Below are 357 nucleotides of genomic sequence, written 5' to 3' on the forward strand. Positions count from 1 at the left end.
TGCCCGAGAAGGTGAAGGGCAAGGTCAGGGAAGCGGTCGACCTCGTGGACTGGATCCTGCATTATGAACCGGGCCTTTGGGATGTCATCCCGTTCAACTGGCTGGCCAAGCAGGTTGACATGGACAAGAGCAACTTCCGCCGAACAGTCCGCAATAACCCTGACTTCCGCGAGGCCATGCAGGAGCGGGGCCTAGAGGAGGGAGAGCTCGCCAACGATGGTTGCACCATGAAGGGGCTAACCTTTATCGAGCATCCGTTCACCGAAGACCCCGATGGCGACTACATCGCGAACTGAAAGGGTCACATGTCTCAGCGGCCTACTGAGAGATTGGTCGCCTCGGGTTCCCCCCGTGCCC

Annotated in this window: 1 protein-coding gene; it reads left to right on the forward strand. The window is 59.4% G+C overall.

The features are described 5' to 3' along the window. On the forward strand, positions 1–296 hold a 296-nt coding region (locus AB6A65_RS16755), incomplete at its 5' end, for a hypothetical protein (RefSeq protein WP_371039511.1). Positions 297–357 lie beyond the last annotated feature (61 nt).

This window comes from Rhodosalinus sp. FB01, from assembly GCF_041365715.1.
Taxonomy (GTDB): domain Bacteria; phylum Pseudomonadota; class Alphaproteobacteria; order Rhodobacterales; family Rhodobacteraceae; genus Rhodosalinus.